At 70.6% G+C, this 24,803-nt stretch carries 21 protein-coding genes and 3 pseudogenes; 12 read left to right on the top strand and 12 right to left on the bottom strand.

Annotated features, from left to right (window positions below):
* Positions 1-34 precede the first annotated feature (34 nt).
* Positions 35-1,207: a molecular chaperone DnaJ gene (gene dnaJ, locus AQJ58_RS32715; protein WP_067256701.1), complete on the top strand. Its 1,173-nt coding sequence runs from the start codon at positions 35-37 to the stop codon at positions 1,205-1,207.
* A gap of 5 nt (positions 1,208-1,212) precedes the next feature.
* Complete coding sequence (locus tag AQJ58_RS32710) at positions 1,213-1,659, top strand: heat shock protein transcriptional repressor HspR (RefSeq protein WP_067256699.1); 447 nt, start codon at positions 1,213-1,215, stop codon at positions 1,657-1,659.
* Positions 1,660-1,729: 70 nt separating this feature from the next.
* Here the strand turns inward: AQJ58_RS32710 and AQJ58_RS32705 are convergent, their stop codons facing one another.
* The gene (locus AQJ58_RS32705) at positions 1,730-3,430 is read right to left on the bottom strand and encodes a PA14 domain-containing protein (RefSeq protein ID WP_067256697.1); all 1,701 of its coding nucleotides are present in this window, start codon (positions 3,428-3,430) and stop codon (positions 1,730-1,732) included.
* Positions 3,431-3,740: 310 nt separating this feature from the next.
* Between AQJ58_RS32705 and AQJ58_RS32700 the strand changes: the two genes are divergently transcribed.
* Positions 3,741-4,850 carry a sugar ABC transporter substrate-binding protein gene (locus AQJ58_RS32700; protein WP_067256695.1) on the top strand — a complete coding sequence of 370 codons (1,110 nt, stop codon included), beginning with the start codon at positions 3,741-3,743 and terminating at the stop codon, positions 4,848-4,850.
* 61 nt (positions 4,851-4,911) lie between these two features.
* On the opposite strand, the gene AQJ58_RS32695 is transcribed toward AQJ58_RS32700, so the two are convergent.
* Genes AQJ58_RS32695 through AQJ58_RS32685 form a run of 3 tightly spaced genes read right to left on the bottom strand, consistent with a single transcriptional unit; the run spans position 4,912 to position 8,233 of the window.
* Entirely contained in the window at positions 4,912-5,754 is an 843-nt protein-coding gene (locus AQJ58_RS32695; protein ID WP_067256693.1) for a transglutaminase family protein, read from the bottom strand.
* Positions 5,755-5,756: 2 nt separating this feature from the next.
* Positions 5,757-6,689, bottom strand: a complete 933-nt coding sequence (locus AQJ58_RS32690) for an alpha-E domain-containing protein (protein ID WP_067256691.1) — start codon at positions 6,687-6,689, stop codon at positions 5,757-5,759.
* Positions 6,686-8,233 carry a circularly permuted type 2 ATP-grasp protein gene (locus tag AQJ58_RS32685; protein ID WP_067256689.1) on the bottom strand — a complete coding sequence of 516 codons (1,548 nt, stop codon included), beginning with the start codon at positions 8,231-8,233 and terminating at the stop codon, positions 6,686-6,688. The genes AQJ58_RS32690 and AQJ58_RS32685 overlap by 4 nt, the downstream gene beginning before the upstream one ends.
* Before the next feature lie 352 nt (positions 8,234-8,585).
* On the opposite strand from AQJ58_RS32685, the pseudogene AQJ58_RS32680 reads away from it, so the two are divergent.
* Positions 8,586-9,560, top strand: a pseudogene (locus AQJ58_RS32680) (LuxR C-terminal-related transcriptional regulator); the annotation flags it as partial.
* Positions 9,561-9,810: 250 nt separating this feature from the next.
* On the opposite strand, the gene AQJ58_RS32675 reads toward AQJ58_RS32680, so the two are convergent.
* Complete coding sequence (locus tag AQJ58_RS32675) at positions 9,811-10,788, bottom strand: helix-turn-helix transcriptional regulator (protein WP_420712196.1); 978 nt, start codon at positions 10,786-10,788, stop codon at positions 9,811-9,813.
* A gap of 117 nt (positions 10,789-10,905) precedes the next feature.
* Complete coding sequence (locus AQJ58_RS42945; protein WP_107122209.1) at positions 10,906-11,067, bottom strand: Arc family DNA-binding protein; 162 nt, start codon at positions 11,065-11,067, stop codon at positions 10,906-10,908.
* 28 nt (positions 11,068-11,095) lie between these two features.
* On the opposite strand from AQJ58_RS42945, the gene AQJ58_RS32670 reads away from it, so the two are divergent.
* Positions 11,096-12,343, top strand: coding sequence for an RNA-guided endonuclease InsQ/TnpB family protein (locus AQJ58_RS32670; protein WP_199844741.1), 1,248 nt, complete (start codon positions 11,096-11,098; stop codon positions 12,341-12,343).
* A gap of 13 nt (positions 12,344-12,356) precedes the next feature.
* Here AQJ58_RS32670 and AQJ58_RS42940 read toward each other — a convergent pair whose 3' ends face one another.
* From AQJ58_RS42940 to AQJ58_RS32660, 3 genes and pseudogenes are all read right to left on the bottom strand, one after another.
* Positions 12,357-12,815, bottom strand: coding sequence for a helix-turn-helix transcriptional regulator (locus tag AQJ58_RS42940; protein WP_067256685.1), 459 nt, complete (start codon positions 12,813-12,815; stop codon positions 12,357-12,359).
* 19 nt (positions 12,816-12,834) lie between these two features.
* Positions 12,835-13,017 (bottom strand): annotated as a pseudogene (locus AQJ58_RS46050) (helix-turn-helix domain-containing protein); the annotation flags it as partial.
* 189 nt (positions 13,018-13,206) lie between these two features.
* The gene (locus tag AQJ58_RS32660) at positions 13,207-14,217 is read right to left on the bottom strand and encodes a helix-turn-helix domain-containing protein (protein ID WP_199844740.1); all 1,011 of its coding nucleotides are present in this window, start codon (positions 14,215-14,217) and stop codon (positions 13,207-13,209) included.
* A 115-nt stretch (positions 14,218-14,332) separates the two neighbouring features.
* Between AQJ58_RS32660 and AQJ58_RS44005 the strand changes: the two genes are divergently transcribed.
* From AQJ58_RS44005 to AQJ58_RS32635, 5 genes are all read left to right on the top strand, one after another.
* Positions 14,333-14,500 (top strand): hypothetical protein, encoded by a 168-nt coding sequence (locus AQJ58_RS44005; protein WP_199844739.1) that lies wholly within the window; start codon positions 14,333-14,335, stop codon positions 14,498-14,500.
* 1 nt (position 14,501) lies between these two features.
* Positions 14,502-14,840 (top strand): Rieske (2Fe-2S) protein, encoded by a 339-nt coding sequence (locus AQJ58_RS32650; RefSeq protein ID WP_067256679.1) that lies wholly within the window; start codon positions 14,502-14,504, stop codon positions 14,838-14,840.
* A gap of 325 nt (positions 14,841-15,165) precedes the next feature.
* Complete coding sequence (gene clpB / locus AQJ58_RS32645) at positions 15,166-17,763, top strand: ATP-dependent chaperone ClpB (protein ID WP_067256677.1); 2,598 nt, start codon at positions 15,166-15,168, stop codon at positions 17,761-17,763.
* 303 nt (positions 17,764-18,066) lie between these two features.
* Positions 18,067-18,603 (top strand): YbjN domain-containing protein, encoded by a 537-nt coding sequence (locus AQJ58_RS32640; protein ID WP_067256675.1) that lies wholly within the window; start codon positions 18,067-18,069, stop codon positions 18,601-18,603.
* Positions 18,604-18,880: 277 nt separating this feature from the next.
* Positions 18,881-20,527 carry a M4 family metallopeptidase gene (locus tag AQJ58_RS32635; RefSeq protein WP_067256673.1) on the top strand — a complete coding sequence of 549 codons (1,647 nt, stop codon included), beginning with the start codon at positions 18,881-18,883 and terminating at the stop codon, positions 20,525-20,527.
* A gap of 95 nt (positions 20,528-20,622) precedes the next feature.
* Here the strand turns inward: AQJ58_RS32635 and AQJ58_RS32630 are convergent, their stop codons facing one another.
* Entirely contained in the window at positions 20,623-21,471 is an 849-nt protein-coding gene (locus AQJ58_RS32630) for a S1 family peptidase (protein ID WP_067256672.1), read from the bottom strand.
* Positions 21,472-21,566: 95 nt separating this feature from the next.
* Positions 21,567-21,998 (bottom strand): annotated as a pseudogene (locus tag AQJ58_RS32625) (aminotransferase class I/II-fold pyridoxal phosphate-dependent enzyme); the annotation flags it as partial.
* 108 nt (positions 21,999-22,106) lie between these two features.
* Here AQJ58_RS32625 and AQJ58_RS32620 point away from each other — a divergent pair.
* Positions 22,107-22,376, top strand: coding sequence for a type II toxin-antitoxin system Phd/YefM family antitoxin (locus AQJ58_RS32620; RefSeq protein WP_027734289.1), 270 nt, complete (start codon positions 22,107-22,109; stop codon positions 22,374-22,376).
* Positions 22,369-22,632 (top strand): type II toxin-antitoxin system RelE family toxin, encoded by a 264-nt coding sequence (locus tag AQJ58_RS32615; RefSeq protein ID WP_067256670.1) that lies wholly within the window; start codon positions 22,369-22,371, stop codon positions 22,630-22,632. The genes AQJ58_RS32620 and AQJ58_RS32615 overlap by 8 nt, the downstream gene beginning before the upstream one ends.
* Positions 22,633-22,885: 253 nt before the next feature.
* Here the strand turns inward: AQJ58_RS32615 and AQJ58_RS32610 are convergent, their stop codons facing one another.
* Complete coding sequence (locus AQJ58_RS32610; RefSeq protein ID WP_067256668.1) at positions 22,886-24,082, bottom strand: pyridoxal phosphate-dependent aminotransferase; 1,197 nt, start codon at positions 24,080-24,082, stop codon at positions 22,886-22,888.
* Positions 24,083-24,803: the final 721 nt, after the last annotated feature.

Here is a 24,803-nt window from a genome sequence, read left to right as displayed (position 1 = left end):
GCCAGCGGATCACCGGAGAGGGGGCGCGTCGAGGATGAGCACCAAGGACTTCATCGAGAAGGACTTCTACAAGGTCCTCGGCGTCCCCAAGGACGCCACCGAGGCCGAGATCAAGAAGGCGTACCGGAAGCTCGCCCGCGAGTTCCACCCGGACGCCAACAAGGGCAACGCCAAGGCGGAGGAGCGCTTCAAGGAGATCTCCGAGGCGAACGACGTCCTCGGGGACCCCAAGAAGCGCAAGGAGTACGACGAGGCGCGCGCCCTGTTCGGCAACGGCGGCTTCCGCCCCGGGCCGGGCGCCGGCGGCAACTTCAACTTCGACCTGGGCGACCTCTTCGGAGGCGGCGCCCAGGGCGGGGGCTCCGGCGGCTTCGGCGGCGGCATCGGGGACGTCTTCGGGGGCCTGTTCAACCGGGGCGGCGGCGGGACCACCCGTACGCAGCCCCGGCGCGGGCAGGACATCGACACCGAGGTCACCCTGACCTTCACCGAGGCCATCGAGGGCGCGACGGTCCCGCTGCGCATGTCCTCGCAGTCCCCGTGCAAGGCCTGCTCCGGCACCGGCGACAAGAACGGCACACCGCGCGTGTGCCCGACCTGCGTCGGCACCGGCCAGGTGGCGCGGGGCTCGGGCGGAGGGTTCTCCCTCACCGACCCGTGCCCGGACTGCAAGGGGCGCGGTCTGATCGCCGAGCACCCCTGCCTGGACTGCAAGGGCAGCGGGCGCGCCAAGTCGTCCAGGACGATGCAGGTCCGCATCCCGGCGGGGGTCACGGACAACCAGCGCATCCGGCTGCGCGGCAAGGGCGCGCCGGGCGAGCGGGGCGGTCCGGCCGGCGACCTCTACGTCGTCGTCCACGTCGGCACCCACCCGGTGTTCGGCCGCAAGGACGACAACCTGACGGTGACGGTGCCGGTGACGTTCGTCGAGGCGGCCCTGGGCGGGGAGATCAAGGTCCCCACCCTCGGCGGCCCGTCCCTGACGCTGAAGCTGCCGCCCGGCACCCCCAACGGCCGCACCATGCGGGCGCGGGGCAAGGGCGCGGTCCGCAAGGACGGCACCCGCGGTGACCTGCTGGTCACCGTCGAGGTGAGTGTGCCCAAGGACCTGCCGGGGAAGGCTCGTGAGGCGCTGGAGGCGTATCGCGAGGCGACCGCGGAAGAGGATCCGCGGGCGGAGCTGTTCGAGGCCGCGAAGGGAGCTTGACAGAGATGGACGGCCGTCGGCGTAACCCGTATGAACTGACCCAGGAGACCCCGGTCTACGTCATCTCGGTGGCGGCCCAGCTCTCCGGCCTGCACCCGCAGACCCTGCGTCAGTACGACCGGCTGGGGCTGGTCTCCCCCGACCGCACCGCCGGCCGGGGTCGCCGTTACTCGGCCCGTGACATCGAACTGCTGCGCACCGTCCAGCAGTTGTCGCAGGACGAGGGCATCAATCTGGCCGGCATCAAGCGGATCATCGAGCTGGAGAACCAGGTCGCCGCCCTCCAGTCCCGGGTCGCGGAACTCCAGGACGCCCTGGAGGGCGCGGCGACGGCCATGCAGCAGCGTGAGGCAGCGGTCCACGCCTCCTACCGCCGGGACCTGGTCCCGTACCAGGAGGTCCAGCAGACCAGCGCGCTGGTGGTGTGGCGCCCCAAGAAGGCCAAGGACTAGCCGCGCCCGCCCATCGGCCCGAAGGGGCCCGGAGTCTCGACTCCGGGCCCCTTCGCCGTGCCGTGACTTCTCAGGGCGCGGTGGCCGTCCAGTCGGCCGCCGGGGCGGACTGCGTGCCGTCCGTGGAGAGGGCCGTGACCCAGTAGAAGGACGTGGTTCCGCGGGAGGCCGTGGTGTCGGTGTAGGACCGGGTGCCACTGGGGAGTTCGGCGATCGGTTCGTAGGCGGAGGTCCGCGGGTTCCAGCGCAGGACGCGGTAGCCGTTCGCCTGAAGGGGGTCGGAGTCGTCGAGCCCCTCCCAGGTGAGCTGGTTGCCCTCGTCGCCTTCCGCGGCCTCGGCCGTGAGGGACAACGGCGACCCCTCGGGTGTCTCGACGCCCGGCGTGACGTCGAGCTCGGTCGCTGTCACGATGTCGCCCTTGCCGGTCCACCTCCAGGTGGACAGTCCATTGTCGTCGACCGCGTCCACGAGGAGGCAGGCCTCCTCGCCGTCCGGGAGGGTCGCGTAGTCGTACGACGTGGTGTCGGCGGACAGCCACTTCACCTCGTGGACGACGCAGACCCGTTCCTCCTCGTCGCCGTGGAACTCGCCCCGGTGGACGACATAGCGCGAAAGGTCGGGGGTCGGGTTCGCGTCCCAGGTCAGATGGAAGCCGTAGCCGGTCGGTGTGGCGGTCAGACCGGTCACCGGGTCGGGAGCGGTGCTGTCCCAGCGGGTCTCCGCGACCGCCGAGGACCGCGCGGACTCGTTGCCCGCCGCGTCCAGGGCGGTCACCCGGTAGGAGTACGTGCTGCCCTCGACGGTGTCGGTGTCCGCGTACGCGGGCGAGGTCACGGTGGCGACGGCGGTGTACGTGCCGTTCGCGCCCATCGCCCGGAGGACGCGGTACGACGAGGCGTCCGCGACCGCGGTCCAGCTGACGTTCAGGCTCGTGAACCCGTTGCGCACGTCGAGGTCCTGGGGCACGGCGGGGGCCGTCCGGTCCGCCGTGCTGACGGTCCTCGGGGCTGTGCCCGCCGACTCGTTGCCGGCCGTGTCGTAGGCCCGCAGCGTGTAGACGTAGGCCGCGCCCGTCAGCGGGAGCGTGGTGTCGGTGTACGTGGTGGAGGTGGTGGAGGCCAGCCGGGTCCAGGTGGAGCCGTCGGCGGGGCGCCGGTAGACGCGGTGGCCCGCGAGGTCCATCTCCTTGTTCCGCGTCCAGTTCAGCCGGGCGTGGCCGGTCGCGCCGTCGTAGGCGACCGCGAGGCCCGTCGGGGTGAGCGGGGCCACCTTGTCGACCGTGACGGAGGTGCGGGGTGTGTAGGCGAACTTGACGTTCGCGCCACCGGTCCAGTTCACGTAGTCGACGCGGACGGTGTGGCTGCCCTGCGGGACCGTGAGGTTCACGTTCTTCTTCACCGTCGTGGAGACGTTCCTCCAGACGTCGAGCTTGCGGACGCCGTCGAGATAGACACGGACGCCGTCCTGGGCCGACACCGAGAAGGTGAAGGGGCCGCCGGAGCCGAAGTCGCGGGTCACCGTCCAGCGCACCCCGAAGTTGTTCGCAGGGAGGCCGGACGCGGGGGCCCCCGTCCCCCAGTTCTCGCTGACCGCCGTGTCGCAGTCGGTCTTCTGCGGTGTGCCCGAAAAGGTGGTGTTCGCGAAGAATTGACGCTTGTATGCCGGAGAGGTGCAACTCGCCGCCGCCGAGGCGGGCGTGGTGGCGAGGGCGGTGAGGAGACCGCCGGTCGTGGCGAGCACCACGGCCGTCGCGAGTCTGGCCGGCTTCATTCGGTCCTCCGGTCGGGAAGGGCAGACGGCTACGGGAATCCGTCTGTCGTGATCACGACTCGTGGGAACTGGCCTTGGTTGTACGGCTCTTTGCCGGTGCGTGAAGCCCGCTTGGGGAGAGAGCGCAAAACATGCTCCGTACCCTCTTCGCTCCGTCTCCATGCGTCTTCACACGCTAGGCGGAGGGTGATGTTGTTACTTCGTTAAGCGGCTCAGCTTGACTCGGGCGGCTGCCGCCGCGTTGTCTTTTGGGACAACTGGGTCACATGTAGTACCCAGGTACCGGAACGCACCTGAAGTGAGCCCCTCCATGCGTCGTATCGCCATAGCTGTGGTCGCCTCCACGATGTCTCTCTCGCTCGCGGGATGCGGGATGCTGGGGGCCTCGGAGGACAGCAGCTCAGCGGCACCGACCCGGACGAACGACATCACCGTCGGCGTGCTGATGCCGGAGACCACGAACACCCGGTACGCGGAGTTCGACTACCCGATCATCAAGCAGAAGATCGCGGCCCTCACCGGCAACAAGGGCAAGACCGATTACGCCAACGCGGAATCCAGCGTCAAGAAGCAGAACGCCCAGATGCAGAAGATGATCGACGACAAGGTCGACTGCATCCTGCTCGACGCCGTCGACTCCCACAAGATCGCGCCCATGGTGAAGAAGGCCAAGGAGGCGAACATCCCGGTCATCGCCTACGACCGGCTCGCCGAGGGCCCGATCGACGCGTACGTCTCCTTCGACAACGAACTCGTCGGCGAGGTGCAGGGCCGCGCCATCACCGAGGCGCTCGGCACGGCCGACACCACGGACCAGATCGTCATGATCAACGGCTCGCCCACCGACCCGAACGCCGCCCAGTTCAAGAACGGGGCGATGAGCGAGCTCAACGGCCGCGTGACCATCGCCGCGACCTACGACACCGCCGGCTGGAAGCCGGAGGTCGCCGAGGCCAGCATGACCAAGGCGATCGAGAAGATCGGCAAGAACAACATCTCGGCCGTCTACTCCGCCAACGACGCCATGGCCGGCGGCATCATCAAGGCCCTGGAGGCCGCGGGCGTCAGCGGCAGCAACCTGCCCCCCATCACCGGCCAGGACGCCGAGCTGTCGGCCGTGCAGCGGATCGTCAGCGGCGAGCAGTACATGACGGTCTACAAGCCGTACGCCGGTGAGGCGGAGGCCGCGGCCGAGGCGGCCGTCGCCAAGGTCCAGGGCCGTGAGCTCCAGTTCGAGGCGCTCACCCGCGACAAGGTCGACAGCCCCACCACCAAGGGCATCCCGGCCAAGCTGGTCACCGTGGTCGCGCTCACCAAGAGCAACATCAAGTCGACCGTCATCGCGGACGGCATCTACAAGGTCTCCGACATCTGCACCCCGCAGTACAAGGCCGCCTGCGCCGCCATCAACCTGAGGTAGCCGCCGGGACGCGCTCCGGCGGGCGCCCCCTTGCGAGGGCGCCCGCCGTGACCCTGACCCGTCACGCCACCCGCGTGAACTCCACCGTCACCTCCGGCGGGCCCCCGGCCACCCCGCGGTAGACCCCCTTGTGCGGGGTGACGTCGTCGTAGTCGCGGCCCCGGCCGACCACCACGTGGGACTCGTCGGCGCGGGTCCGGTTGGTCGGGTCGTAGCCGTACCAGTCGCCCGCCCAGTACTCGATCCAGGCGTGGCTCTGCCCGGCCACCGGACGGTGCAGCTCCGCCTCCCGCTCGGGGTGGAGATAGCCCGAGACGTACCGGGTGGGCAGTCCGAGGCCGCGCAGCAGCGCGATCGACACGTGCGCGATGTCCTGGCAGACGCCCCCTCTCTGCTCCCACGCCTCCGCGGCCGAGGTGTTCACCCCCGTGGTGCCGGGGAGGTACGCGACCCGGTCGGCGACCAGGCCGGAGACGGTCACCGCCGTGGCATGGGGGTCCAGACCGGCCGCGGCCCTGCGCGCCTTCCTCACCAGCTTCGGCGGGACCGTCGTACGGACCGTCGGGGCGGCGAACTCCAGCAGCCGGGAGCCGGCGACCCGGGCCGCGATCTCCGGCCAGCCGGGGGCCGGGGGCAGCTCGTCCGGCGGGGCGGTCTCGACCAGGCTGGAGGCCGTGATGGTGAGATCGGCGTGCGGGTCCATCAGCTCGAACGCGGTGACCTGAGTGCCCCAGTAGTCCCAGTACGACCAGGTGGAGGCCGCCGGACGGATGGTCACCCGGGAGTCCAGGGTGGTCTGTCCGGGCAGGGTCAGGGGGGTCATCCGGACCTCGTTGTGCGAGGAGACCGCCGCCTGCGCGTAGGAGACGCGGGTCGTGTGCTCGATGCGGAGCCTGCGGGCCATGCTCACACTCCTTCCTGGGCCCACACGACGGGCCCCTGGTACGGGAAGAACCGCTCGGCGACCGCCTCCGCCGAGGCCATGCACGCGGTCTGGAGATCCCGCAGGAGCAGCGGCAACTGCTCCTCCAGGCCCTCGGTGTCGAGGTACTCCAGACGGGTGCGCAGCCCGCCGATGGGGCGGCGGGCCGGGTCCTGGCGGGGCCGGCCGAGGGCGGCCAGGCACTCCTCCGCCGTGGTCAGCGCGTGCAGGGCCGAGCGTGGGAAGTCCCGGTCGAGCAGCAGGAACTCGGCCACGCGCGCGCTGTCCCCGAAGCCGCCGCGGACCCGTGCGAACGCCTCGTCCGCGCCGGACGCGCTCAGCAGCGTCGGCCAGTCCGGGGCGTGCGCGGCGTCCAGGACGCGCACCGACAGCAGCCGTACGGTCATGTCCACCCGCTCCAGGCTCCGGCCGAGGACGACGAACCGCCAGGAGTCGTCCCGGCTCATCGTGGAGTCGGCCAGGCCGAAGAAGAGCGCGGCGCGGCTGCGGACCAGTTCCAGATAGCCGTACGGGCCCGTGCGGCGGGAGGCGCGGCGCTGGTCGGCGAGGGCGTGCCAGGTGGCGTTCAGGCACTCCCACATGGCCGAGGAGACGGCCTCGCGGGCGCTGCGCGCGTTGAGCCGGGCGGCGCCCAGGGCACCCTCGATCGAGCCGGTCGAGCGGGCGTCGAACGCCAGCTGGTCGAGGACCTGCTGCATGTCGACCGGCGCGCGGCCCGCGTCCATGCCGAGGATCGCGTACAGCGAGCGGCAGGCCAGGTCCTCGTCGCGCCAGGGATCCTCCAGCATGCGGTGGAGGTAGGCGTCGAGGATCCGCGCGGTGGCGTCCGCCCGTTCGACGTAGCGGCCGGTCCAGGTCAGCGCCTCGGCGATGCGGGAGAGGATCACGTCGTTCACTGCTGCTGTGCCCCTTCCGGTAGGAGGGTGGGGGTTCCGTCGGGGCCGAGCTGGCGGGGGACGACGGGCGGGAGCGCGCCCTCCCCGGCGCCGTGGGCGGGACCCTCGAGGGGGCCCTCGGCGAGCACCCAGGTGTCCTTGGAGCCGCCGCCCTGGCTGGAGTTGACGATCAGGTTGCCCTCTTGGAGGGCGACCCGGGTCAGCCCGCCGGGCAGGACCCAGACCTCGTCGCCGTCGTTGACGGCGAACGGGCGCAGGTCGATGTGGCGGGGGGCCATGCGTTCGCCCGCGAGGGTGGGGGAGGTGGACAGGGCGACGGGCCGCTGGGCGATGAAGCCGCGCGGGTCGGCGGCGACTGCTCTGCGTGTCCTCTCCAGGGTCTTCGCGTCGGCCTTCGGGCCGATGACGATGCCCTGCCCGCCCGCGCCGTCGACCGGCTTGACGACGAGCCGGTCGATCTGGTCGAGGACGGCTTCCAGCTGGCCCGGTTCGTCGGGCCGGTACGACTCGACGTTGGGCAGGACGGGTTCCTCGCCGAGGTAGTACCGGATCAGGTCCGGGACGTAGGTGTAGAGCAGCTTGTCGTCGGCGACGCCGTTGCCGACCGCGTTGGCGAGGGTGACGTGCCCGGCCGTGGCCGCGCTCAGGATGCCGGGGCAGCCGATCACCGAGTCGGGGCGGAAGTGGAGCGGGTCGAGGAAGTCGTCGTCGAGCCGCCGGTAGACCACGTGGACGGGCACCTCGCCGCGCGTGGTGCGCATCCACACCCGGTTGTTACGGCAGACGAGGTCGTGCCCCTCCACCAGCTGCACCCCCATCAGCCGGGCCAGCAGCGCGTGTTCGAAGTACGCGGCGTTGCTGGGGCCCGGGGTGAGGACCACGACCCGGGGGTCGGCGACTCGGTCGGGCGCGGCGGCCCGCAGCGCGGCCAGCAGCCGGGCCGGGTAGCCGTCGACGGGCACGACGTGCTGTCCGTCGAAGAGTGAGGGGAACACCCGGGTCATCGCGCGCCGGTTCTCGATGACGTACGACACCCCGCTGGGTACCCGGACGTTGTCCTCCAGCACCCGGAAGTCCCCGGCCTCGTCGCGCACCAGGTCGATGCCCGCGACATGGATGCGGACCCCGTTCGGCGGCTCCACGCCGTGCGCCGCGCGGTGGAAGTGCGGGGAGGTCAGCAGCAGGCGCCAGGGGACGACCCCGTCCTCGAAGGCCCGGCAGGGCCCGTAGGCGTCGGCGAGGTAGGCCTCCAGGGCCCTGACCCGCTGGGCGACCCCGCGTTGTATGAAATCCCACTCGAGTGCGTCGAGGATCCTCGGTACGAGGTCCAGCGGCCAGGGCCGCTCCTCGCCCGCGAAGGCGTAGGTCACCCCCCTGTCGGTGAACGACCGGGCCATCTGCTCCGCGCGGAAGCGCAGTTCCCCCGGTTCGATGGGCTGGAGCGCCGCCAGTACCGGCTCGTAGGCGGTCCTGACCTCACCCGGCCGTTCGAACATCTCGTCCCACGCGTCGGCCAACGCGTATGCGTCAAATATGTCCGCCATGGCCTGACGTTAAGTGCGGGACGTAACAGCGCGATCACCCCGTGGTTTCCGGGAACGCACGCCTCCGCAAGGGATTTCCCCGGGTCCGGCCGGGCTCCCCCGTCGTCCGGCCGGACCGACCCGGGCGGTGCACCCGGGGGGAAGTGGAATCAACGATGCCCGCCTCTTCGGGCCCGCGCCACCATCAGCTTGTTGCAGTGCGAGGGGCGGAGGCCGGGAGAAACCCTGCCATATAAGGGGTTTTCCGCTGCCTTGGCCGGGGGAGCCGTGTTGCGGAGCGGGTCCGCGCCGCGCATAGTGGCGTCCCGGAAGGCGCGTCGGAAAGAGGTGTCAGGCGGGGGTGGGATGGGCGATGGCCGGGCACGGGACGGAGGAGCATCCTCACGGTGCTGACCGACTGTGCGAGGCCGGGGATCGCGTGTATTCCCGGTCCGTACGGCGCGGACGTGTGCCGCGCTGCGACGCCGAGCAGGTCCCCTGTCTGCTGGAGCTGGCCCTGCTGCACCCCGATCCCGACGACATGGAGTGGCTGGTGCCGACCTCCCCGCAGGAGGTCATGACCCGGCTGCTGCGCGGGCTGCACGACGAGGTGAGCGCCAGTGAGCGGCGCATGGGTTCGGCCGTCGCCGCCTTCGAGTGGTACGCCGGTCTCGGCGGCCCCACGCCGGGCGCGCGGGCCCAGGAGGGCGCGGCGATCCGGGTCCTGGACGGCCCCTCGCGCATCCAGGCGGCGCTGGACCAGGCGACCGAGGCGTGCACGACCGAGGTGCTGACGGTGCAGCCGGGCGGCATCCGGCGCGAGCACGAACTGTCGGAGGGCCTGCACCGGGCGCTGGAGCTGCGCGGCCGGGGCGTGCGGATGCGCGATCTGTACAACCACGTGGCCCGGCACGGCCAGGGCCTGCTGAACTACCTGGAGTTGATGGGCGACGCGGTGGAGGCCCGCACCCTGGACGAGGTCGTCGACCGGCTCATCCTCTTCGACCGCAAGGTGGCCTTCATCCCGGCGAACGCCGACCGCACGATGGCGCTGGAGCTGCGCCACCCGGCCCTGGTGGCCTATCTGGTGACGGTCTTCGAGCGGCTGTGGCGGCTGGCGGTCCCCCTGGGCGCGCAGCTCCCGGAGACCCGCGTGGAGGGCGTCTCGCACCGCGAGCAGTCCATCGCCGCGCTGCTGGCGGAGGGGCACCAGGACGCGGTGATCGCCGAGCGCCTCGGGATCAGCGTCCGTACCTGCCGCGCCCACATCGCCCGGCTCTCGGAGACCCTGGGCGCGGCGAGCCGGACCCAGTTGGGGGTGCGGATCGCGCAGGTCGGACTGGACGGTCCGGTGGAGCCGGGCGGGCCCGTCGCTCCGGCGGCGGGCGCGGTGCGCGGTGCGGCGGCGGGCGTGGTGCCGGGGCAGGTGTCCGGGCCGGGGCCCGTCTCGGGGGCGGCCCAGGTGTCAGGGTCGGCCGAGGTTTCCGGGTCGGGGCAGGTGTCCGGGTCGGCCGAGGTTTCCGGGTCGGGGCAGGTGTCCGGGCCGGCCCAGGTCTTCGGGGCGGCCCAGGTGTCCGGGCCGGGGCCCGGTGCCGGGGTTACCGAGGTGCTTCCGGATGCGCTTCCTGGTCGAGGATCCCCGACCGGCCGATGAGGTAGCCGAGCTGGGCGCGGCTCTCGCTGCCGAGGCCGGCGGCGAGTTTGGCGATGTGGACACGGGCCGTACGGATGTTCATGCCGAGGCGGGCCGCGATCACGGAGTCGGTGTGGCCCTCGACGAGGAGGGCGGCGATGGCCCGCTGCCGGGGGGTCACGCCGTTGAGCGAGGGGCGCTGGACCGCCTGGGGGTACATCGGGGTGGCCAGCCGCCACAGCCGGTCGAACGCGGTGGCCAGGAAGGAGATCAGGGCAGGCTGCCGGATCTCCAGGGCGAGGGTGCCGTCCTCGTTGGCGGGGAGGAAGGCCACCGTGCGGTCGACGACGATCAGGCGATCGGTGACCTCGTCGAGGCCGCGCGCCTCGGCGTCGCCGCTCAGCAGCTCGTAGTGGCCGATGATGACGTGGATGTGCCGGGTGGTGTGCTGGTAGAGGGTGCGGATGCGGCAGCCGCGGTCGAGCACCGCCTGGTCGCGCCGACGGGCGATCTCCATGGCGGCGGCGGCCCGTTCGGTGTCGAGGCCGGTCCGCGGCTGGATGCAGAGCAGCTCCTCGCGCATCTCGTCCATGGCCTCGGTGATGGCCTCGTTGATCTGCTCGTTGCCGCTGAGGATGCGCAGGGCGGCGGACTCCGCGGGGGCGGTGTGGCTGCCGGTGAGCCGCATGAGGGGTTCGAAGAGCGTGACCAGCCGCTCCTCGTGGCGCCGTTCCTCGGCGATGCGGGCCGCGGAGGCGTGCAGCCGGCGGTGCAGGGCGACGGCGGGGGCGACGGGCTCCAGCCGGCCCAGGTCGTCGACGGCCGGGTGCAGGAGGCCGAGGTCGAGCAGACAGGGGGCCGACTCGGCGTCACCGGCGGTCAGATGGCCCTCGCGCAGGGCCAGTTCGTAGAGACGGCTGCCCTGGGCACAGAGTTCGGCCACGCCGTGAGGGGGGTGCGGCGGCGCGTTCACCGTGTTTCCTTCGAGGATGCCCCGGCCTTCAGGCCGGGGAGGAAGCGAAGCTCCCGCGTAGCGGGGCATGGGATAGAGCAATCGCCGTCAGGGCGATTGGTCGTCTGCCGGGGCGTTGTCGCGCCCGACCTCCAGCCGGTGGACGATCTCGGAGTTGAGGGACCGCCGGTCGCGCTTGGCGGCGGCAACGAGCCACGCGTGGATGTCTGCGGGCAGGCGGAGCGTGATGCGTACTTCTTCATGTTTCATGCCCCAATTGTAGTGATACGGTGGTGTCATGACGACACGACAGGAAGTTGTGGGGGATGCCGGGCACGCCCGGTACACCTACCGGCTTCGCGTGTCGTCGGCCGCCCGCACGGGCCTCATGGCCGAGTGGGCGCGCTGCCGGTGGGTGTGGAACGAGTGCGTGGCCATGTCCCGCAAGGTCCACGCCGCGAACCGCGCCAACCCGGACGACAAAGTGACGTGCGGTCCGGCGCAGCTGGACAAGCTGCTGACCGATGCGCGGGGCGCGATGGCCTGGCTGCGGGAGGGCGCGTCGGTGCCGCAGCAGCAGACCATCCGCGACTTCGCCAAGTCCCGCGCCAAGGCGCTCAAGGACATCAAGGCGAAGCAGCCGGTGCGGCAGCGCGCCGGGATGCCCCGCACCAAGCGCAAGCGGGACGCGCTGCCCACGCTGAACTACACCACCCGCGGCTTCCGGCTGAAGGACGGCCGCCTGCACCTGGCGGGCGGGATCGCGCTGACCGTGGTGTGGTCCCGCGACCTGCCGTCCACGCCGTCGAGCGTGCGCGTGTACCGCGACAGCCTCGGCCACTGGTACGCCTCGTTCGTCGTCGCCACCCAGGTACAGCCGCTCCCCGCCACCGGGCGGGTGCTCGGCGTGGACTGGGGCGTCAAGGAAACCGCCACCACCACATCCGACGCCCACGACCTCCCCCACCCGCAACACGGGAAGACCGCCGCGCAGAAACTCGCCCGGTACCAGCGGATGATGGCCCGCCGGAAGCCATCGCCCGGACAGGCCGCGTCCAACGGCTATCGGCAAGCCCAGGCGCAGACCGCGAAGCTGCACAAGAAGGTCGCCCGGCAGCGGCAGGACACCGCCCGCAAGTGGGCCAAGACCGTCGTGCGCGACCACGACGCCATCGCGGTGGAGGACTTTCGCCCGAAGTTCCTCGCGAAGTCCACCATGGCCCGCAAGGCCGCCGACGCGGCGATCGGCGCCACCAGGACGGCCCTGATCGAGATGGGCCGCAAGCATGGGCGGGACATCCGTCTCGTGCATCCCGCGCACACCACCATGGACTGCGCGCAGTGCGGAGCGAGAACCAAGCACGCACTACCTCTTTCGGAACGTACCTACCTGTGCACCGCGTGCGGAGCCGTGTCCCCCCGGGACAAGAACTCCGCCCGCGTGATGCTGGTCCGGGCTGGTCTCAACCCGGCTGGTGCTGATCGTGTAAGAGCTGGCGGACCGCTGGTCCCCAGCCAACGTGAGCCAGGAATCCCCGTCCTTTAGGGCGAGGAGGATGTCAAGTCGGGTCTCTTTCCTGGTCGAGGATTCCTGAGCGTGCGATGAGGTGGCCGAGCTGGGCGCGGCTCTCGCTGCCGAGGCGGGCGGCGGGTCCGGCGATGTGGACGCGTGCGGTGCGGACGTTCATGCCGAGGCGGTCGGCGATGACGGTGTCCGTGTGGCCCTCGACGAGGAGGGCGGCGATGGCCCGCCGGCGGGGGGTGACCCTGTCGTGGGCCGGCTGCCGCACGGCCTCGGGGTACATCGGGGTGGCCAGGTTCCGGAGACGTGCGAAGGCCGAGGCGAAGTACCGGAGTGCTGCGGGATGCCCGCCAGAGGTGATGGCGTCGTTGATGCGGCCATGGCCGCTCAGGACGCCGATGGCGGACGCCTCCGGTCCGGCCCCGGGGCCCGGGGCGAGCCGGGGCAGCGGTTCGAACGTCTCCACCAGCCGTGCCGTGTGCCGCCGTTCGTCCACCACGCGGTCCGCGAGGGGCCGCAGCGCGCGGTGCAGGGCGACGGCGGGCGGTGCGGACGTTCATGCCGAGGCGGTCGGCGACGACGGTGTCCGTGTGGCCCTCGACGAGGAGGGCGGCGATGGCCCGCCGACGGGGGGTGACACCGTTCTGGGCCTGCTGGCGCACGGCCTCGGGGTACATCGGGGTGGCCAGGTTCCGCAGGCCGGCGTCGTCGCGGTCCGGCCGCAGCAGCCGGGCGACGAGCAGACAGGGGGTGTGCCCGGCCTCGGCCCGGGGCACCCGGCCCTCGCGCAGGGCGTGGGCGCAGAGCCCCGGTCCCGGCTCGCACACCTCTTCGGTGGGGTGGTGCACCTCGCTCCTCATCCGCGCCCTCTTCGGGAGACCGTCACCTCACTCGTCCCGGTCCAGGATCCCCGACTGCGCGATGAGGTAGCCGAGCTGGGCCCGGCTGCCGCTGCCCAGGGCGGTGGCGAGCTTGGCGATGTGGGCGCGGCAGGTGCGGACGTTCATCCCGAGCCGGCGGGCGATGGCCTCGTCGACGTGGCCCTCGACGAGGAGTTTGGCGATGGAGTGCTGGATGTCGGTGAGACCGTCGGGGGCGGTCTCGTAGGGCGCTCCGGCGCTCAGCGGGACGGCCCGGTTCCACATGAACTCGAACACCTTGATGAGGTAGCGGACCAGTCCGGCGTGGCGGATCTCCAGGGCGACCTGGCGGTCGTCGCGGATCGGGATGAACGCCACTGTCTCGTCACAGATGATCAGCCGCTCGACCAGTTCGTCGATGGTGCGGTACTCCGCCTTGCCGTCGGCGAACTGGTCCACCCAAGCGAGCCGTTCGGGGCTGTAGCGGGCCGTGTGCTGGTAGAGGGTCCGGATCCGCACGCCGCGTTCGATCAGCGGCTTGTCGCGTTCCAGCGCCTCGATGAGCCTGCGTTCCGGGTGGCGGTGGCTCGGCTGGATCGACAGCACCTCGTTCCGGCACTGCGAGGCGGCGAGGTCCAGCGCCCCGTTGATGTGGTCGAGGCCTTCGAGCAGGGTGATCGAGGGGGTGGAGGTCGTCGGCGGGGCGCTGAGCGCCATGAACGGTTCGAACGCCTCGGCCAGCTCGACGGAGAGCCGTCGGCGCTCGGTGATCTCGCGTTCGAGGGGATTGAGCCGCTGGGCCAGGGCGATCGAAGGGGGAACCGGACGCAGCCAGTTCGCGTCATCGGCGTCGGGGTACAACAGAGCGAGCTCCATCAGGCAAGGGGCGGGCTCCACGTCCACGCGGGCGATGCGTCCGGTGCGAAGTGCGTCCGCGTATAGGCGGCTTCCTTCCTCGCACAGGTCGGTCATGGCGTGGGGATGTGTCCCATTTATTCGATTCGTTGCCAAATCTCCACCCCCCAGGGTCCTGAACATGCAGGAACATGATGCACCGATCGTGTGGCCATGACGTGCCCGAATGAGCCATCGTCTTACTCGTCGGGGGAAAGGGGAACTTCAAGTGAGGACGAAGCCGAATATGCGGAACAAAATGCTTCGCTCAGTACTTGTCGCCGCCTTCTCCGCCGTTCTGGCCTTCGGAGCGCTGACCGGCCTGTCCGGCGGGACCAGCGAGCCGCAGCGCGACACGGCATGGTCGGCCGCGGCCGGTGGCGACGAGGTTGCTTCTGTCTACCCGGCAGACACCGCGTGGAGCTGACGTGAGTACACCACCCGACGACCGCTCCTTCCGCCGCGAGATGGCCACCGCCTACCGCTCCGGCTGGCACTTCATCGACCTGGTCACCGCCATCCCCCACAGTGGTGACTCGTTGATGGTGACCGTGTTCGGAGAACCGGTGGTCGTCACCCGGGACGAGGAGGACGACGTCCGGGCCTATCGGTGCCTGCGGCGGCCCCGGGGGGCGCCGCAGCCCGTCCGGTGCGCGATCCGGTACGGAATGATCTTCGTGAACCTGGATCAGCGCGACCACCAGTTGTCGGAGCCGGCTCCCCAGGCCGCCCCGCGCACCATCTCAGCCACCCCCCGCAGTGCCTGACGCGATTCCCCCGTCGTAACAGATCGCCTCAGGCGCTTCCCCCCGCAGCGGCGTCACCGTGACCTGAACACGGTGACGCCGCTGCAGTTTCAGGGGGACATTTCCGCGTTTCTGCGGATGTCGAAACCCATGTGCCGTGGCCGGAAAACGCCGCACGGCACGGGTGCCGGGTTTGGATCAGCCCCGGCCCGTCGTTCCGCCCCTCCCGCCCTCACCGCACGCGGGCGAAGCCCTGCCCCCAACATTGAGCGGAATAGACTCAACTTTGTGTACGCTGGAACAGTCAGACAAGGGAGACGGCTGACGCAAGGAGGAGACAGCGAACGTGGACGCCGAGCTGACCAACCGGAGCCGGGACGCGATCAACGCGGCCAGTAACCGTGCCGTGTCGGGGGGACACCCCGACCTCACCCCTGCCCACCTGCTGCTCGCGCTGCTCCAGGGGCAGGACAACGAGAACATCGTCGATCTTCTCGCCGCGGTCGGCGCCGACCAGGCCGCCGTCCGCGCCGGAACCGAGCACGTGCTCGCGGGGCTGCCCAGCGTGACCGGCTCCACCGTGGCACCCCCGCAGCCCAACCGTGAGCTGCTCGCCGTGATCGCCGACGCCCAGGCGCGCGCGCAGGAACTGGGCGACGAGTTCCTCTCCACCGAGCACCTGCTGATCGGCACCGCCGCGAAGGGCGGCCAGGCCGCCGACGTGCTCGGCCGGCACGGCGCCGGCCCCGACCGGCTCCAGGACGCCTTCCGCAAGGCCCGCGGCGGACGCCGGGTCACCACCGCCGACCCCGAGGGCCAGTACAAGGCCCTGGAGAAGTTCGGCACCGACTTCACCGCCGCCGCCCGCGACGGCAAGCTCGACCCGGTCATCGGCCGGGACCAGGAGATCCGCCGCGTCGTGCAGGTCCTCTCCCGGCGCACCAAGAACAACCCCGTCCTCATCGGCGAGCCCGGCGTCGGCAAGACCGCCGTCGTCGAGGGCCTCGCCCAGCGCATCGTGAAGGGCGACGTCCCGGAGTCGCTGAAGGACAAGCGGCTCGTCTCCCTCGACCTCGGCGCCATGGTCGCCGGCGCCAAGTACCGGGGCGAGTTCGAGGAGCGCCTGAAGACCGTCCTCGCCGAGATCAAGGACAGCGACGGCCAGATCATCACCTTCATCGACGAGCTGCACACGGTCGTCGGCGCGGGCGCCGGCGGCGACTCCGCGATGGACGCCGGCAACATGCTCAAGCCGATGCTCGCCCGCGGTGAGCTGCGCATGGTCGGCGCGACCACGCTCGACGAGTACCGCGAGCGGATCGAGAAGGACCCCGCCCTGGAGCGGCGCTTCCAGCAGGTCCTGGTCGCGGAGCCCACCGTCGAGGACACCATCGCCATCCTGCGCGGACTCAAGGGCCGCTACGAGGCCCACCACAAGGTCCAGATCGCCGACAGCGCGCTGGTCGCGGCCGCGACCCTCTCCGACCGGTACATCACCTCCCGCTTCCTGCCCGACAAGGCCATCGACCTCGTCGACGAGGCCGCCTCCCGCCTCCGGATGGAGATCGACTCCTCGCCGGTCGAGATCGACGAGCTCCAGCGGTCCGTGGACCGGCTGAAGATGGAGGAGCTGGCCATCGGCAAGGAGACCGACGCCGCCTCCCGCGAACGCCTGGAGAAGCTGCGCCGCGACCTCGCCGACAAGGAGGAGGAGCTGCGCGGTCTGACCGCCCGCTGGGAGAAGGAGAAGCAGTCCCTCAACCGGGTCGGCGAGCTGAAGGAGAAGCTCGACGACCTGCGCGGGCAGGCCGAGCGCGCCCAGCGCGAGGCCGACTTCGACACCGCGGGCAAGCTGCTGTACGGCGAGATCCCGGCCCTGGAGCGCGACCTGGAGGCCGCCACCGAGGCCGAGGAGGAGGCTGCCAGAGGCACCATGGTCAAGGAGGAGGTCGGCTCCGACGACATCGCCGACGTCGTCGCCGCCTGGACCGGCATCCCGGCGGGCCGCCTCCTGGAGGGCGAGACGCAGAAGCTGCTCCGCATGGAGGCCGAGCTGGGCCGCCGGCTGATCGGCCAGGCGGAAGCCGTCCAGGCCGTCTCGGACGCCGTACGGCGCTCCCGCGCGGGCATCGCCGACCCCGACCGCCCGACCGGCTCGTTCCTCTTCCTCGGTCCCACCGGCGTCGGCAAGACCGAGCTGGCCAAGGCCCTCGCCGACTTCCTCTTCGACGACGAGCGGGCCATGATCCGCATCGACATGTCGGAGTACGGCGAGAAGCACAGCGTCGCCCGGCTCGTCGGCGCGCCGCCCGGCTACGTCGGGTACGAGGAGGGCGGCCAGCTCACCGAGGCGGTCCGCCGCCGTCCGTACAGCGTGGTCCTCCTGGACGAGGTCGAGAAGGCCCACCCCGAGGTCTTCGACGTCCTGCTGCAGGTCCTCGACGACGGCCGCCTCACCGACGGCCAGGGCCGCACGGTCGACTTCCGCAACGCGATCCTGGTCCTGACGTCGAACCTGGGCAGCCAGTACCTGGTCGACCCGGTCTCCACGGAGGCGGAGAAGAAGGAACAGGTGCTGGAGGTGGTCCGGGCGTCCTTCAAGCCGGAGTTCCTCAACCGCCTCGACGACCTGGTGGTCTTCTCCGCCCTGTCCAAGGACGAGCTGGGCCGGATCGCCCGCCTCCAGATCGACCGCCTCGCCCGCCGCCTCGCCGACCGCCGCCTCACCCTGGAGGTCACCGACGCGGCCCTCGCCTGGCTCGCCGACGAGGGCAACGACCCGGCGTACGGCGCCCGCCCGCTGCGCCGCCTGGTCCAGACGGCCATCGGCGACCGCCTCGCCAGGGAGATCCTCTCCGGCGAGGTCAAGGACGGCGACACGGTCCGCGTGGACACCTTCGGCGAGGACCTGATCGTGGGCCCGAAGCCCACGAAGACCCTGTAGTCACGCCCAGACGCCGGCCCCCGTGTCCCTCGGGGGCCGGCGCGCTCAGGTGTCGGTCGTGAAGACGACGTACACCATCCAGAAGAACCACAGCGAGAAGACCAGGCACCCCCACCACAGCGTCCACAGCAGCCAGCGGATCTCTCGTCTCAGGGCCATGGGCGGATCATCGCACCACCCGACCGCCGCCCCCACGCTCTCAGCGGAATCGCCCCAACCTGAGGTGAACCCTGGGGGGCGGGGCTTGCCACCCCCCTCCCCGGATGGGGGAGGATGGCAGGATCCGTACGAAGGGAAATTTCGGTGAGCATCGACCCGTCCTCGATTCCGAACTTCGGGGGCCAGCAGCCCGAGCCGCAGCCCCAGGGACCGGCGGGCCCCGTAGTCCCGGATCAGGACCTCGTGAAGCAGCTCCTCGACCAGATGGAGCTGAAGTACGTCGTCGACGACGAGGGTGACCTCGCGGCGCCGTGGGAGGAGTTCCGCACGTACTTCATGTTCCGCGGCGAGGGTGACCAGGCGGTCTACTCGGTGCGGACGTTCTACGACCGGCCGCACCAGATCGACGACAAGCAGCCGCTGCTGGAGGCGATCGACGACTGGAACCGGCGCACCCTGTGGCCCAAGGTCTACACGCACACCCACGACGACGGCACCGTCCGCCTCATCGGCGAGGCGCAGCTGCTGATCGGCGCCGGGGTGAACATCGAGCTGTTCGTCTCCTCCACGGTGAGCTGGGTGCGCGCCGCCATCGAGTTCGACAAGTGGCTGGTGGAGCAGCTGGGCCTGGAGAAGGACGTCGACGGCACGGACGGCGAGCCCGGGGAGGGCGACGAGTAGGTCCCCCCCGCGGCAGGTCAGCCCGTCGGTAGGCGGGGCTTGCGTCCACAGACTGTGGACGCAAGCCCCGCCTACCTTTTTTGCAGCCCGCGCACGCCTTCGAGGAACACTTCGGCGCGGTAGACCTGGACATGACAGGACTGCGCCCTCTTGAATGCCAGGACGAGATCAGCGCCGCCCCCGGCGCGGCTCCCCGGTGCCCCTCCTGTGCCATCCCCCGGGCGCCCACCCCCCCACGCGCCCCCACGGCGCCTTCTCCAGGAGACAGAAGACACTGATGAGTCGGATACGGCAGCATGTCCGAGGTTCCCGTCTCGCCACCGCCGGCATCGCCGCCACCACCGCCACGCTCGTGGCCGCCTTACTCTCCCCGGCCGCCGACGCGGCCGACAGGCCGACCCGCGCCACCGCCCTCGACAACGCGGCGGCGGTCCTCGCCGACCGGGCCGCGGCCCTGGGCCTCACCTCCGCGCAGGAGGCCTCCGTGCGGGACGTGATCGTGGACAAGGACGGCGCCCAGCACGTTCGCTACGACCGTACCTACCACCAACTCCCCGTCCTCGGCGGTGACTTCGTCGTCCACCTGGCCCCCGACGGCACATACCGCGGCGCCGACCGGGCGACGAGGGCGGAGATCTCGCTGCCGAGCACCACCCCGAAGGTGCCGGCCCCCAGGGCGGCCGACCTCGCCGTGCACGCCCTGCGCGCGGCCCACCCGGGCGACACGCTTCAGCAGGTCAAGGCCCAGCCCCGGCTCGTCGTCGACACCCTGCACGGTGCCCCGAGACTGGCCTGGCGCACCCATGCCGCCGGGCTGGACTCGCTCGGCAACCCGGTCGCCCGGGCGGTGCTGACCGACGCCCGCACCGGTGTCCGGATCGACGCCTGGGACGGCATCGAGACGGCCACCGGCGACGGCCAGTCCCTCTACAGCGGCACGCTCGCGCTGGAGACGACCCTCTCGGGGTCGACGTACCAGCTCAAGGACCCCACGCGGGGTGGCACCTACACCGGTGACGCGGCCGACAGGACCGACGTGTGCACCCGCAGCGGCTGCAGCAGCCGCGCCCCCGTCACCCTCTTCACGGACGACGACAACCACTGGGGCTCGGGCACGACCGCCGACCGCTCGACAGCCGCTGTCGACGCCCAGTACGGCAGCGACGTGACCTGGGACTACTACAAGAACGTCCACGGCCGCAACGGCATCGGCAACGACGGCAAGGGCTCCTACAACCGCGTCCACTACGGCACCGGCTACTCCAACGCCTTCTGGAACGACGACTGCTTCTGCATGACCTACGGCGACGGCAACGGCACCCATTTCGGACCGATGGTGGGGCTGGACGTGGCCGCCCACGAGATGTCCCACGGCGTGACCTCGAGAACCGCCGGACTGCTCTACTCGGGCGAGTCCGGCGGCCTGAACGAGGCCACGTCCGACATCTTCGGAACGCTGGTCGAGTTCTACGCGGGGAACGAGCAGGACACCGGCGACTACCTGATCGGCGAGAAGGTCGTCCGCCCCGGCCTCGGGCGGGACGCCCTGCGCTACATGGACAGGCCGAGCAGGGACGGCGGCTCGGCGGACTACTGGAACAGTTCGGTCGCCAACCTCAGCGTCCACTTCTCGTCCGGGGTCGCCAACCACTTCGCCTATCTCCTCGCCGAGGGCAGCGGCGCCAAGACGATCAACGGGGTCACCTACGACTCCCCGACGTACGGCGGTTCGACCGTCACCGGCATCGGCCGCGCCAAGCTCGGCGCGATCTGGTACCGCGCCCTGACCGTCTACATGACGTCCTCCACGAACTACGCGGGAGCGAGGACCGCCACCCTGAACGCGGCCCGGGACCTCTACGGCGCGGGCGGCACGGAGTTCACCACGGTGGCGGCGGCCTGGAGCGCGGTCAACGTGAACTGAGCGTCACGGCGGACACCGTCAGGAGCTCCTGGACGGACACGTCAGGAGCTCCTGGACGGACACGTGCGAATCGATCCGGACCCGAGGGCCGGGCGCTACGGCTTCGGCAGGGTGCACCCGGCGGCGCTGAGGTCCAGCTGGTTGCCGGTCCCGAAGCAGGCCGGGATCTGGTAGGTCTGCTGGCCGTAGTTGATGCCCTTGCGGACGGTGACGCTTCCCTCCTGGTCCACCTCGCAGGGGTTGTCCACCGTGCAGGACGCCCCGTTCTCGTTGCCCGTGTTGTGGACGGCGACCACCTCACCGGTGGCCTGGTCGATCACCGGCGAGCCGGAGGTGCCGCCGATGGTCTGGCACGCGGAGGTGTAGCGGACCGAGTCCTTCCAGGTCCACCTGCCCTCCTTGAGGCGATGCACGAACCCGTCGATGGTGCAGTCCAGGAGCTTCTTCCAGGCGCCGGACGCCACGGTGACGGCGGTACCGGCGGTCGGGTGCGTGTCCCGCACCGTCAGCGCCGACACCCCGTAGGAGGTCTTGATCGCCGCGTAGGTGGTGGTGAGCTCGTAGATCGCCACGTCCGTGTCGGTCATCGTTGCGTACGCCAGCTTGGCGGCGTTCAGCGTGGCGACCTGAGCGCCCGAGGAGTCGAGCAGGCCGAACGGGCGGTTGGCCGGCCGGTTGGTGATCACCTCGCCCGGGTCCATCAGCCGGCTGCAGTGGCCGTTGGAGAGCACCAGCGCCGGGTCGGTGTCCACGGAGTCCGGGAAGCGGACGAGCGAGCCGGAGCAGTTGCTGAGCGCCACGGTGCCGGCGAGGCTGACGGCCTTGAGCGTCGGCTCGGCCGCCGTGGCCGCGGGCCCGGCGCCGACGGGCGCAGCGACCGCGGGCGCCGCGCCCGCCCCGGCGACGGCCAGAGCGAAGATCGCGGCGACGAGAGGCTTTCTCACGTGGGGGGTCCCCTCTTGCAGGCCATATTGTCATGTGCATTGTTGGCGTGGGGGCGCAAGAGATCAAGGGCCGACTTGGCCCCGGATGACAGCGGTCAGTGCGCGAATGCCTTGCGGAGCCGTTCCGTCGCGTCCGTCAGTACCTCGGTGCGCTTGCAGAAAGCGAAGCGGACATAGGGCGCGCCCGCGTCCTTGTGGTCGTAGAAGACGGCGTTGGGGATCGCGACCACGCCCGCGCGCTCCGGCAGGGCGCGGCAGAAGGCGAAGCCGTCGCTCTCCCCGAGGGGCCGGATGTCGGTGGTGACGAAGTAGGTGCCGGCCGGACTGAAGACCGAGAAGCCCGCCTCCGCCAGCCCCGCCGCCAATAGGTCGCGCTTGGCGAGCATGTCCGCGCGGAAGGCGTCGAAGTAGGTGTCGGGCAGGGCCAGGGCCTCGGCGACCGCGTACTGGAACGGGCCGGACGACACGTACGTCAGGAACTGCTTCGCCGAGCGCACCGCCGCGACCAGGCCGGGGGCCGCGGTGACTCAGGCGACTCCTCGTTCACGCACTCATTCGCGTGCGGGCCACAGGTCTACACCCCGAGCGGCAGTGAGCTGTTGTGTACACATAGAACACTCGGTACCCTTGGGCGCATGACGCAACCAATGCCCATAGAGTCCATCCGTGATGTCCGGGCGCACCTGGCCGAGGTCGTGGAGCGGGCCGACCGGGACGACGTGCCTACCGTGATCACCCGGCGCGGCAAGCAGGTCGCCGCCGTGGTGTCCATCGAGGTGCTGCGCAAATACCAGGAGTGGGAAGAGCGCGAGATCAACCGGATCATCGACGAGCGCATGACCAACCCGACACCCGGCATCCCGATCGAGGACATCATGAGGGAGACGCTGGCGCGCAGTGAGTGAGTACCGCACCGTCTTCCGAGCCGAGGCTCAGGCCGAACTCCGCAAGGTCCCGCGAGACATGGCCCTCCGCATTCTGGCCAAGCTGACTGAGCTGGAGAGCGACCCGATGGGGTTCAGCACCACGGCCCTCGTCTCCCAGCCCGACCGGCGCCGCCTACGGGTTGGCGACTACCGCGTGATCTACACAATCGACAACGGCGAGCTGGTGGTGTGGGTCGTACACGTCGGGCATCGCTCCACCGTCTACGACACCTGAGCACTCCTGGCATCCGGTCATGATGTCCAGCACCGATCCAGAAGGCGGAGCGGACCTGGCACCTGCACCGCAGACGATGCAGGTGCCAGGCCGACCGGAGTGAGAGGGGAGACTGTGCCGGAGGAGGGCGATGTGCAGTTCCGTGTCACCGAAGCGCTTGCCGGCGTCATGGTCATGCGTCGCGATGGTGTCTGCTGACACGTGACTTTTCCGATGCGGGGCTGAGGTCCACGGACGAGCCCAGACCGTACTGTTACGCGGCCAGCGACTTGAGCCGGGATACGGCCTCCTCCAGCACGCCTGTCCGCTTGCAGAAAGCGAAGCGGACATAAGGCGCGCCCGCGTCCTTGTGGTCGTAGAAGACGGCGTTGGGGATCGCGACCACGCCCGCGCGCTCCGGCAGGGCGCGGCAGAAGGCGAAGCCGTCGCTCTCCCCGAGGGGCCGGATGTCGGTGGTGACGAAGTAGGTGCCGGCCGGACTGAAGACCGAGAAGCCCGCCTCCGCCAGCCCCGCCGCCAATAGGTCGCGCTTGGCGAGCATGTCCGCGCGGAAGGCGTCGAAGTAGGTGTCGGGCAGGGCCAGGGCCTCGGCGACCGCGTACTGGAACGGGCCGGACGACACGTACGTCAGGAACTGCTTCGCCGAGCGCACCGCCGCGACCAGGCCGGGGGCCGCGGTGACCCAGCCGACCTTCCAGCCCGTGAACGAGAAGGTCTTGCCGGCCGAGCCGATCGTCACCGTGCGCTCGCGCATCCCGGGCAGGCCGGCCAGCGGGATGTGCTCCGCCCCGTCGAACACCAGGTGCTCGTACACCTCGTCCGTGACGACCAGCAGGTCCCGCTCCACCGCCAGCTCGGCGATCGCGGTCAGCTCCGCGCGGGTGAGCACCGTGCCGGTCGGATTGTGCGGGGTGTTGATCAGCAGCAGCCGGGTGCGGTCCGTGACCGCGTCGCGCAGCTCGTCCAGGTCGAGCCGGAACCGGGCCCGCTCGGGGTCCGGGCGCAGGGTGACCGGGACGCGCGAGGCGCCCGCCATGGCGATGCAGGCGGCGTAGGAGTCGTAGTACGGCTCCAGGGCCACCACCTCGTCGCCCGGCTCCAGCAGGGCCAGCAGGGCGGCAGCGATGGCCTCGGTGGCGCCCGCGGTGACCAGGACCTCGGTGTCGGGGTCGTAGGACAGCCCGTAGCGGCGGGACTGGTGCAGGGCGATCGCCGCGCGCAGCTCGGGGACGCCCGGGCCCGGCGGGTACTGGTTGCCGCGCCCGTCCCGCAGCGCCCGCACCGCCGCCTCCCGGATCTCCTCGGGGCCGTCCCGGTCGGGGAAGCCCTGCCCGAGGTTGATCGACCCGGTCGCCACCGCCAGGGCGGACATCTCGGCGAAGATCGTCGTCCCGAACTCGGCGAGACGGCGGTTGAGGAGGGGGCGTGAGGTGGAGTCCATGCCGGTCATCCTGCGCCGAAGCTCTGGACTTCCTCAACTCACGTTCGGAGTTTTCCGCCTGCGACGGTACCCAACGCACCCTCTCTGAGCAGAGGAAGAGCTGTCGTCGTCTGTCGTCGTTGGCCGCTCTCGGACGGCCCACAGACGGCCCGGCCCCGGGCCGCGACGAGCCTCTAGCGTTAGCGGCAGGGACCGCTAACGCTAGCGCCCCCGCTAGCGGCCAAAACCATTGGTGACCAGCACGTTAGCGGTTAGCGAGCCATCTGGGCAGACCCTGGAAGCGGCCCGATACAGGCGCCTGAGAGGGCGGTACGTGACTTGATGTCCGTTTCACGCTTTCGGGAGGAGCGTGCGGATCGGCGGTGACGTCGCCTGGCGGTTACGGCCGCGGCTGGGTGAACAAGCCCTGCTCGGTCTCGGCCACGATCCCGCGCTGGGCGAGCCGCTTGAGCTTTAGGCGGGTGTTGTTGATGTTGGGACAGGTCGGTCTTGTAGGGCTTGCGCTCGCTCACGGTGCTCAGCCCAGCACGCCCGAGCCCGCCGACCGGCCGGGATACCGTGCTGCCACACCTTCAGGTGACGGCAAATCGCCTATGCAATTACATACCGCCCTCTCAGATGCTTATTAGGCCACGCGTTTAGATCAACTTGACCAAAACCCGCCTGTCTGGAGATCGCTCTGAAACGTGTACTGAACCAGAAGCCCGAGCACTTCACTCAGGCACGCTGA

It is taken from the genome of Streptomyces sp. DSM 15324 (assembly GCF_001514285.1).
GTDB lineage: Bacteria > Actinomycetota > Actinomycetes > Streptomycetales > Streptomycetaceae > Streptomyces.
The sequence above is the reverse complement of the archived record's forward strand: the minus strand, read 5'-3'. Positions and strand labels throughout refer to the sequence as shown.

What these genes read in the sequence shown, in the direction of transcription:
- AQJ58_RS32620 (WP_027734289.1), top strand. Translation starts at nt 22,107, where the DNA reads ATGACGCAACCAATGCCCATAGAGTCCATCCGTGATGTCCGGGCGCAC.
- AQJ58_RS32610 (WP_067256668.1), bottom strand. Translation starts at nt 24,082, where the DNA reads ATGACCGGCATGGACTCCACCTCACGCCCCCTCCTCAACCGCCGTCTC.
- AQJ58_RS32705 (WP_067256697.1), bottom strand. Translation starts at nt 3,430, where the DNA reads ATGAAGCCGGCCAGACTCGCGACGGCCGTGGTGCTCGCCACGACCGGC.
- AQJ58_RS32635 (WP_067256673.1), top strand. Translation starts at nt 18,881, where the DNA reads ATGAGTCGGATACGGCAGCATGTCCGAGGTTCCCGTCTCGCCACCGCC.
- AQJ58_RS44005 (WP_199844739.1), top strand. Translation starts at nt 14,333, where the DNA reads ATGCTTCGCTCAGTACTTGTCGCCGCCTTCTCCGCCGTTCTGGCCTTC.
- AQJ58_RS32695 (WP_067256693.1), bottom strand. Translation starts at nt 5,754, where the DNA reads ATGGCCCGCAGGCTCCGCATCGAGCACACGACCCGCGTCTCCTACGCG.
- AQJ58_RS32700 (WP_067256695.1), top strand. Translation starts at nt 3,741, where the DNA reads ATGCGTCGTATCGCCATAGCTGTGGTCGCCTCCACGATGTCTCTCTCG.
- AQJ58_RS32670 (WP_199844741.1), top strand. Translation starts at nt 11,096, where the DNA reads ATGACGACACGACAGGAAGTTGTGGGGGATGCCGGGCACGCCCGGTAC.
- AQJ58_RS42945 (WP_107122209.1), bottom strand. Translation starts at nt 11,067, where the DNA reads ATGAAACATGAAGAAGTACGCATCACGCTCCGCCTGCCCGCAGACATC.
- AQJ58_RS32660 (WP_199844740.1), bottom strand. Translation starts at nt 14,217, where the DNA reads ATGTTCAGGACCCTGGGGGGTGGAGATTTGGCAACGAATCGAATAAAT.
- AQJ58_RS32685 (WP_067256689.1), bottom strand. Translation starts at nt 8,233, where the DNA reads ATGGCGGACATATTTGACGCATACGCGTTGGCCGACGCGTGGGACGAG.
- dnaJ (WP_067256701.1), top strand. Translation starts at nt 35, where the DNA reads ATGAGCACCAAGGACTTCATCGAGAAGGACTTCTACAAGGTCCTCGGC.
- AQJ58_RS32710 (WP_067256699.1), top strand. Translation starts at nt 1,213, where the DNA reads ATGGACGGCCGTCGGCGTAACCCGTATGAACTGACCCAGGAGACCCCG.